Origin of the sequence: Pseudomonas sp. GZD-209 (genome assembly GCF_049310485.1) — a bacterium.
In the GTDB taxonomy this organism is placed as follows: Bacteria; Pseudomonadota; Gammaproteobacteria; order Pseudomonadales; family Pseudomonadaceae; genus Aquipseudomonas; species Aquipseudomonas sichuanensis.
Genome location: NZ_JBMOWQ010000274.1, coordinates 1 through 8344 on the forward strand (window position 1 = coordinate 1; position 8344 = coordinate 8344).

Genomic DNA, 8344 nt, shown 5'->3' on the forward strand with positions numbered 1-8344 from the left:
TTGGAGCCAACCCCCCCCCCCCCTCTTTTTTGTGGAGTCTCCCCTCCCCCGCGATTTGGCAGCAACTCAGGACTTCTCGAGATTGCCGAGGATCTTGGCATGCACCCGCATGCACACTTCCAGATCGGCTTCATCCACCCCGCTGAACAGCTCGACGCGCAAAGCATTGGCGATGGTCTCGATCTGCTCGATCAGCGGTTTGGCCGGTGGGCACAGCACAATCTTCTTCGCCCGGCGATCTTCCACTACCGCCTGACGCCGCACCAGGCCCTGGGTTTCCAGGCTGTCGAGCAGGCGGGCCAGGGTCGGGCCTTCAACCCCGACGCTCTGGGCCAGCTCACGCTGGGTTGGCGCATCGTCAAAACGCGCCAGGTGCAACAGCACCAACCAGCGCGCCTGGGAAAGATTGAGCCCGGCGAGGCGGCGGTCCAGTTCGGCACGCCAGCCCCGGGACATCTGGGCCAGCTGCATGCCGAAGCGGTGTTGGTTGTCGGTCAGGGGCATAAGCAACTCAAAGAATAGAACTAATTATTAGTCAGCTAACCATGCCCCAGCCCATGAGGCAAGGTTCAGCGCTTGGGAAACATCCGATAATCCGGTAATCGCCTGACAAAGGTCAGTAAATGGCACAAATGCCAGCGATCACAGTTCGAACTCCGATGCCAGCGCCGCCCGCACGCAATACAACACGCCTTCGGGAACGCGCGCGCCGAACAATGGCGCGACAGCCGAAACCGGCGGCAGCTCGCCCTCGCCATCGAGGAAGGCATCCTGCACTTCCATCATCAGCTCTTCGGGCAGGTCGAGCGCTTGCTCCAGGCTCAGCTCCTGGCGGCCAATGGCTTCTGCCAACAGGCTGTAGACGTTCTTCTCGCTGCAGTTGAGCTGGCCGGCGATCTGCGCCGGGGTCATGCCGGCACGGGCCAGGCTGACCAGTTCGTGGCGCAGGTCGAGCACCACTTTCGGCGCCTCCTCGGTGCCGCCGGCGCCATTGAGCACTTCGAGGAAGGCCTGGCCGTAGCGCTCCAGCTTGCGTGCGCCGACGCCGCTGACCTGGGCCATGTCGCTGAGGCTGGTGGGCATGCTGCGCAGCATTTCCAACAGCGTCGAGTCGGGGAAGATGACGTAGGGCGGCACGCTGTGCTCTTCGGCCAGTTTGCGCCGCAGGGTGCGCAGCGCCTCCCACAGCTCGCGCTCCTCGGCCCGCACCAGCTGGCTGGCCGGGCTGCCACCGCTGCTGCCGGACGACTTGGCCACGGTCTGCGGCTTGAGGTCGCGGCGCAGTTGCAGGTTGACCTCGCCACGCAGCAGCGGGCGGCAGCTGTCGGACAGGCGCAGGCCGCCATAGCCTTCGAGGTCGATGTCCACCAGGCCGCGTGCCACCAGTTGGCGGAACAGCGAGCGCCATTCGGCCTCGGCCAGCGCCTTGCCGACGCCGTAAACCGAGAGCTTCTCGTGGCCGAAGTTGCGCACCTTTTCGTTGTCCTTGCCCAGCAGCACGTCGACCAGGTGGCCGACGCCGTAACGCTGGCCGGTGCGGAACACCGCCGACAATGCCTGCCGGGCAGGCTCGGTGGCGTCCCAGGTCTGGATCTGGTCTACGCAGTTGTCGCAGTGGCCACAGGGCTGCTCCAGCACTTCGTCGAAGTAGGCCAGCAGCGACTGGCGGCGGCAGCGGGTCTCTTCGCACAGCGCCAGCATGGCGTCGAGCTTGTGCTGCTCGATGCGCTTGTGGCGCTCGTCGCCTTCGGAGTTCTGCAACATCTGCTTGAGCATCACCATGTCCTGCAGGCCGTAGGCCATCCAGGCGTCCGACGGCAGGCCATCACGGCCGGCACGGCCGGTTTCCTGGTAGTAGGCCTCGAGCGACTTGGGCAGGTCGAGGTGGGCGACGAAGCGCACGTTGGGCTTGTCGATGCCCATGCCGAAGGCGATGGTGGCGACCATGATCAGCCCTTCCTCGTTGAGGAAGCGGTGCTGGTTGGCGGCGCGGGTTTCGGCTGCCAGGCCTGCGTGATAGGGCAGCGCCGGGAAGCCTTGTTCGCAGAGGAAGGCTGCGGTTTCGTCGACTTTCTTGCGCGACAGGCAGTAGACGATGCCGGCGTTGCCACGGCGCTCGGCGAGGAAGGCCATCAGCTGCTTGCGCGGCGCTTCCTTGGGCACGATGCGGTAGAAGATGTTCGGCCGGTCGAAGCTCGACAGGAAGCGCTCGGCGCCCTGCAGGTGCAGGCGCTGGACGATTTCCTCGCGGGTGCGCATGTCGGCGGTGGCGGTGAGGGCGATGCGCGGCACATGGGGGAACAGCTCGGCGAGCTGGCCCAGTTGCAGGTATTCGGGGCGGAAGTCGTGGCCCCATTGCGATACGCAGTGGGCTTCATCGATGGCGAACAGCGAGATGTCGAGGTCGCGCAGAAAATCCAGCATGCGCTGCTGTACCAGGCGCTCGGGCGCCAGGTACAGCATCTTCACCTCGCCGCGGCGCAGGCGCCCGGCCAGTTCACGCTGCTGCTCGGCACTGAGGGAGGAGTTGAGCGCCGCGGCAGCCACCCCCAGTTCGTCAAGGGTAGCGACCTGGTCGGCCATCAACGCGATCAGTGGCGACACCACTACCGTCAGGCCCGGGCGCAGCAGCCCCGGCACCTGGAAGCACAGCGACTTGCCGCCGCCGGTGGGCATCAGCACCAGGGCATCGCCGCCATTGGCCACGCATTCGATGATCGCGGCCTGGCGCCCACGGAAACTGTCGTAACCGAAGACATCCTTGAGGACGCGCTGAGCCTGTTCGAGCATTTGCCACTCCAAAATCGCCGTACCATCCTGGACACAGGCTGGACGATAAATCCGCCAGGCACCGTACAAATGCGTAAGCGTTTTTTGCCGGATCGCCGCACAGGCCACCCAACACGAAAAGTGGCGGAGTATACCCGACTGGCTCAGCCCACGGCAGGCTGCGGTGACAGACGTTCCCTTTGCCCCGTGAACGCCGCAAGGTGCTAGAATTCGTTATCGTTTATTCCCCAAGGTAGCCCTGTAATGTCCTTCGCCGAGCAACTGACCCGCCTGCAAGCCTTCCTCGATGCCGATGAGTTGCACGAAGAAGCGCTGGACTACGTCGCCGCACACGGCTACCTGACCGCACTGTCGATCTGCTCGGAAGAGGTTCCCGAGCGCGAATGGATCGACGCGCTGTTCGCTGAAGAGCCCCACTACACCAGCGATGCCCAGCGCACCGAGATCGAAGCGACGCTGGTAGCCCTAAAGGGCCACATCGCTCGCCAGTTGGCCAGCGAAGAGGAATTCGACCTGCCGTGCGACCTCGACCTGACCGACGAGCCGGACGACTCGGACCTGCGCGGCTGGTGCATCGGCTTCATGGAGGGCGTATTCCTGCGTGAAGAGGCCTGGTTCGACAACTCCGAGGATGAAGTCAGCGAAATGCTCCTGCCGATCATGGTCGGTTCGGGCCTGTTCGACGAGCAGCCAGAGTTCGCCGACATCGCCAGCGATGCCAACCTGCAGGACGACATGATCGTGCAGATTCCCGAAGCGCTGAGCGCGCTGTTCCTGCTGCAGCACGCACCGGACGAAAAACCTGCCGTACTCAAACCACGCCGCCACTGATCGGCGTGGTGCGCTACCTGCTGCTGGCCGTCGGCTGGCTCAGCGTCGCGCTGGGGGTGCTGGGGATCTTCCTGCCGGTGCTGCCCACCACCCCTTTCCTGCTGCTCGCGGCGGCCTGTTTTGCCCGTAGCTCGCCGCGCTTTCACACTTGGTTGGTGAACCACCCGAAACTCGGGCCGTGGATACGCGACTACCTCAGCGGCGAGGGCATCCCGCTCAAAGGCAAGGTGTATGCGATCGGCCTGATGTGGGCGAGCATCGGCTTGTCGTGCTACCTGGTACCGCTGTTCTGGGCGCGGGCGTTCATGCTGACCAGCGCGGTGCTGGTCAGTGCCTGGATTCTCAAGCAGAAAACATTGCGCCGCCAAGGCTGACACCCTCACTGGGCAAATCGCTGCGACTTGCCCAGTGAGGCGGTCAAGGCCATCTACACCGTATCCACCTTCAACGAATGGTCATTGAGCATGCCGTTGATGATGGTCGCCGTATCATGCCCGGCCGCGATCAGCCCACCGGCACCTGCCGTGACCCCGTAATGCTGGGCCAGGTCGACCCCGGCCAGCTCGATGGTCTGGGTCGGCGCCGCCCCCGCAACGCTGCTCACCTCGATGGTCGACACCACGTTGCTGCCCGTGCCGCTGACCTTGAAGTGCAGGTAGTCATCCAGCGAGGCGCTGGTGGCGTTCTCACCCTGCAGCAGCTGCGACAGATCGAGGCGATCGGAGCCCGGGGTGAAATCGGTCACGGTGTCATGCCCGCTATCGCCCTTCTGCCAGACGAAGGTGTCGTTGCCACTGCCGCCGGTCAGGGTGTCATCACCCGGGCCGCCAATGAGCGTGTCGTTGCCGCCACCACCCTTGAGCACATCGTTACCCGCGCCGCCACTGAGCAGGTTGTCAGCATCATTACCGATCAGGGTGTCGTTGTAGTCCGAACCGATCAGGTTCTCGATCCCGGTCAAGGTATCGGTGCCGGCACCACCGGTGTTCTGGGCACCGGCGAGCCCCAGGTCCACCGTTACCGCACCGGTAGCCGAGGCATAGCTGGCGGTGTCGACTCCGGCCCCGCCATCCAGCAGGTCATTGCCAGGGCCGCCGATCAACAGGTCGTCGCCATCACCGCCGTACAGGCTGTCGTTGCCGTCGCCCCCCACCAGCACGTCGTGCCCTGCCCCACCCTCCAGCTTGTCGTTGCCCGCACCGGCCAGCAGCACATCATCACCTGCCGTGCCGTTGAGCGTGCTACCCGACTGGTAGGTGATGTCCACCGCGCCGGTGGCGCTGCCGCCATGGTTGTCGCTGACACTGTAGGTGTCATGGACCACGGGGTTACTGGCGTTGCTGTAGTCCACCAGCAGGCTCAGCTTGTAGTTCTCGGCGGCCTTGCTGCTACCCAGGGCGTTCTCGGTGTTGACCAGGTGAATGCTGTACACCCCGTCATGGCTGGCCGTGAAACTCTTGCCATCGGCAATCGGCTGGTAACTGCCAGTGGCATCCTTCCACTCCATCATCAGGTTGCCGGCCGGGCGGTCGTGATCGAGGGTAAGGGTTTCGCCCTTGCGCAGGGTGACGGTGAAAGTGTCCTCGTCGTTGGCGTTGCTGTTGCTGATCAGCCCGAGGTAGCCCGCCACCACCAGTGCCGCGGTCATGCTGCCCGACTGGCTGGTGAACTCGCTGCGTGCCAGGGTGCGGAACTGGTTCTCGGCACGGTCCTTGGTACCGTCCATGTAGACGGTCTGCGCCTGGAGGCCCGGGGTGAAGCCTGCACCTTTGTCGGCGAAGCCAGTGTTGAAGGTAATCGGCGCCGCGCTCAGCCGATCGTGGTCCGCATCGCTGTCGTTGGCCAGCAGCGCTTCGGCCGGCACGCTGACGCTGGTACCGCTGATATTGGTGATGATGTGGTCCGCACCGGCGATCGGTGCATGGTTGCCGTTGATGTTCACCGTCAGGGTGGCAGTGCTGGTATCACCGTCGTTGTCGCTGGCCGTGAAGGTGAATTTCTCCACCTGGCCGCCGTTGTCCTTGGGTGGTGTGTAGGTGAATTCACCGTTGTCCATGTTCACCAGCAGGGTGCCGCCCAGGCTGGTCTTGATGGTGAGGCTGTTGCTGACGGTATCGAACGACGCCTTGTCCACCCCGCCACTGACCGTGTAACCGCCCTGCCCGCCGTTGGCTTTCGGGTCGAAGCCATAGGTGGTGCCGTCCACCATCAGGGCTTTGATGAAGCCACCATCGGCACCGAAGTCGCCGCCACTCATCAGGCTGCCGGTGATCGGTGCGCCCTGCACCATGCCCGAGAGCACCGCGCCGAGCTGGTTGAGGTCGGTAACCACCACCGACTGGGTATCGACATGGCTGCTGCCATCGTAGGCCAGCGGGTCGAGATTGCCCTCGTTGACGCCATTGCCCATACCGATGGCGTAGGACTTGACGCCATTCTGGTCGAGGAATGTCTCCCATGTGGTTTCACGCGTGGAGGTCATGCCGTGGCCCGAGCTCGGCTCACCGTCGGAGAAGAAGTAACTGACATTCTGTGCACCGTCGAGCTTGCCGCTGGCGGCGAACGCCTGCTGGGCCTTGGTGGCTGCCGAGTCGTAGTAGGTCGCGCCGTCGGCGTGGAGCCCGGCGATCAGGTGCTTGGCCTCGCCGATCGATACCCACGTCTGCGCTTGCTGGGTGGCGCCGCTGGAGAAGGTGACAATCTGCACCTTGATGTCTCCCATCGCGTCGTACTTGTCCAACAGCGTGTTGATCGCCTGCTTGGCCAGGTCCAGCCGGCTCAGGCCATTCACGCCGGAGTCCCAGGCCATGCTGCCGGAGACATCGATCACCAGCAGGATATTGGAGTCCACCTGGCCGGGGGTGATGCTGCGCACTGCGCACTCGGCCTTGGGCACGTCGTCGACGATGTTGATGGCAATGGTGTTGGTGACACTGTTGCCCTGTGCGTCGGTGGCCTTGTAAGTGAAGTGTTCCACCACCGTGTTGGCACCATCGTTGGCGCCGCCCGGGTTTTTCGGTGCAGAGGTCAGGGTGTAGGTGTAGGAACCGTCAGCCTTGAGCAGAAGCTGCCCGTACTGCCCTGCCGCATTGCCCTCCAGGCTGTAGGTCAAGGCGCCGGAGCCGCCGGTGACCGACCCGACCAGGCTGCCGGACGCCGTCTCGCCGGTCGACCCTGGGTCGCTGCCCACGACGCTGCCGGCCGCGAGGTCATTGCCGTCCTTGTGCAGGTCCAGAGCTTTTTCATACACAGTGACGTCGTTGTCCTCGGACGCCGTCAGCTTGCTGTCCAGCACCTTGACCGAGATGGTCGTGGTGCTCTCGTCGCCGTCGGCATCACGGATGGTGTAGACGAAGGTGTCCGTCGCCCACGGCGGCAAGTCCTGGTTGGGGTTGGCGTGGTAGGTGGCATTGCCCTGGGCATCCAGGGTCAGGTAACCGTACAGCCCGTTGATAGGATCGCCCACATGGCCACTGGCCGAGGTGGAGGTGTCGTTGCCGGCGCGCACACCCACCACGTACTGGCCGTCGCCGCGTACATCGGCGCCGAACACATCGTTGGCCAGCACATTGCCGCTGATGCTGTCGCCCTCGCTGACATGGGCGAAATCGCAATGGGCCTTGGGCACATCGTCGACGATGCTGATCACGATGGTGCTGGTGGTGGTGTTACCCAGCGAATCCTTCACCTGGTAGGTGAAGCTGTCGGTGATCACGTTAGGGCCGTCGTTGGCATGGTTCGGCGAGTTCGGCGCTGAGGTCAGGGTGTAGGTGTAGCTGCCATCGGCGTTCAGCAGGATCTGGCCGTATTGGCCAGCTGCATTGCCGACCAGGGTGAAGGTCAATGCACCGACACCGCCGGTGACCGCATCGGTCAGCGAACCGGATGCTGTTTCGGCGCTGGAATGCGGGTCGCTCCCCACTACGTTGCCACCGGCCAGGTCATTGCCATCCTTGGTCAGGTCCAGGGCTTTCTCGTAGACCGTCACTTCACTGTCGGTGCCGGCGACCAGTTTGCTGTCCAGCACCTTGACCGAAATGGTCGTAGTGCTCTCGTCGCCGTCGGCATCACGGATGGTGTAGACGAAGGTGTCCGTCGCCCATGGCGGCAAGTCCTGGTTGGGGTTGGCGTGGTAGGTGGCATTGCCCTGGGCATCCAGGGTCAGGTAACCGTACAGCCCGTTGATAGGGTCGCCCACATGGCCGCTGGCCGAGGTGGAGGTGTCGTTGCCGGCGCGCACACCCACCACGTACTGGCCGTCGCCACGGACATCGGCGCCGATCACATCGTTGGCCAGCACATTGCCGCTGATGCTGTCGCCCTCGCTGACATGGGCGAAATCGCAATGGGCCTTGGGCACGTCGTCGACGATGCTGATCACGATGGTGCTGGTGGTGGTGTTACCCAGCGAATCCTTCACCTGGTAGGTGAAGCTGTCGGTGATCACGTTAGGGCCGTCGTTGGCATGGTTCGGCGAGTTCGGCGCTGAGGTCAGGGTGTAGGTGTAGCTGCCATCGGCGTTCAGCAGGATCTGGCCGTATTGGCCAGCTGCATTGCCGACCAGGGTGAAGGTCAATGCACCGACACCGCCGGTGACCGCATCGGTCAGCGAACCGGATGCTGTTTCGGCGCTGGAATGCGGGTCGCTCCCCACTACGTTGCCACCGGCCAGGTCATTGCCATCCTTGGTCAGGTCCAGGGCTTTCTCGTAGACCGTCACTTC

5 protein-coding genes are annotated in these 8344 nt (G+C 63.9%); 2 read left to right on the forward strand and 3 right to left on the reverse strand.

Going from position 1 to position 8344, the window contains the following annotated elements; translation table 11 throughout:
* Positions 1-66 precede the first annotated feature (66 nt).
* Together ACO6VM_RS26300 and recQ are read right to left on the reverse strand one after the other, a co-directional pair.
* Positions 67-504, reverse strand: a complete 438-nt coding sequence (locus ACO6VM_RS26300) for a MarR family transcriptional regulator (RefSeq protein ID WP_125465059.1) — start codon at positions 502-504, stop codon at positions 67-69.
* A gap of 138 nt (positions 505-642) precedes the next feature.
* Positions 643-2790, reverse strand: a complete 2148-nt coding sequence (gene recQ, locus ACO6VM_RS26305; protein WP_401056517.1) for a DNA helicase RecQ — start codon at positions 2788-2790, stop codon at positions 643-645.
* Between the two features lie 243 nt (positions 2791-3033).
* Between recQ and ACO6VM_RS26310 the strand changes: the two genes are divergently transcribed.
* On the forward strand, positions 3034-3621 hold the full coding sequence (locus ACO6VM_RS26310) for a YecA family protein (RefSeq protein ID WP_125859577.1): 588 nt from the start codon (positions 3034-3036) through the stop codon (positions 3619-3621).
* Between the two features lie 8 nt (positions 3622-3629).
* A complete protein-coding gene (locus tag ACO6VM_RS26315) occupies positions 3630-3995 on the forward strand; it encodes a YbaN family protein (protein WP_125859578.1) in 366 nt (121 codons plus the stop codon).
* A gap of 53 nt (positions 3996-4048) precedes the next feature.
* Here ACO6VM_RS26315 and ACO6VM_RS26320 read toward each other — a convergent pair.
* On the reverse strand, positions 4049-8344 hold a 4296-nt coding region (locus ACO6VM_RS26320), incomplete at its 5' end, for an Ig-like domain-containing protein (RefSeq protein ID WP_422404028.1).

Excerpts from the sequence above, each read along its gene's own strand:
- ACO6VM_RS26300 (WP_125465059.1), bottom strand. The coding sequence starts at position 504 with ATGCCCCTGACCGACAACCAACACCGCTTCGGCATGCAGCTGGCCCAG.
- recQ (WP_401056517.1), bottom strand. The coding sequence starts at position 2,790 with ATGCTCGAACAGGCTCAGCGCGTCCTCAAGGATGTCTTCGGTTACGAC.
- ACO6VM_RS26310 (WP_125859577.1), top strand. The coding sequence starts at position 3,034 with ATGTCCTTCGCCGAGCAACTGACCCGCCTGCAAGCCTTCCTCGATGCC.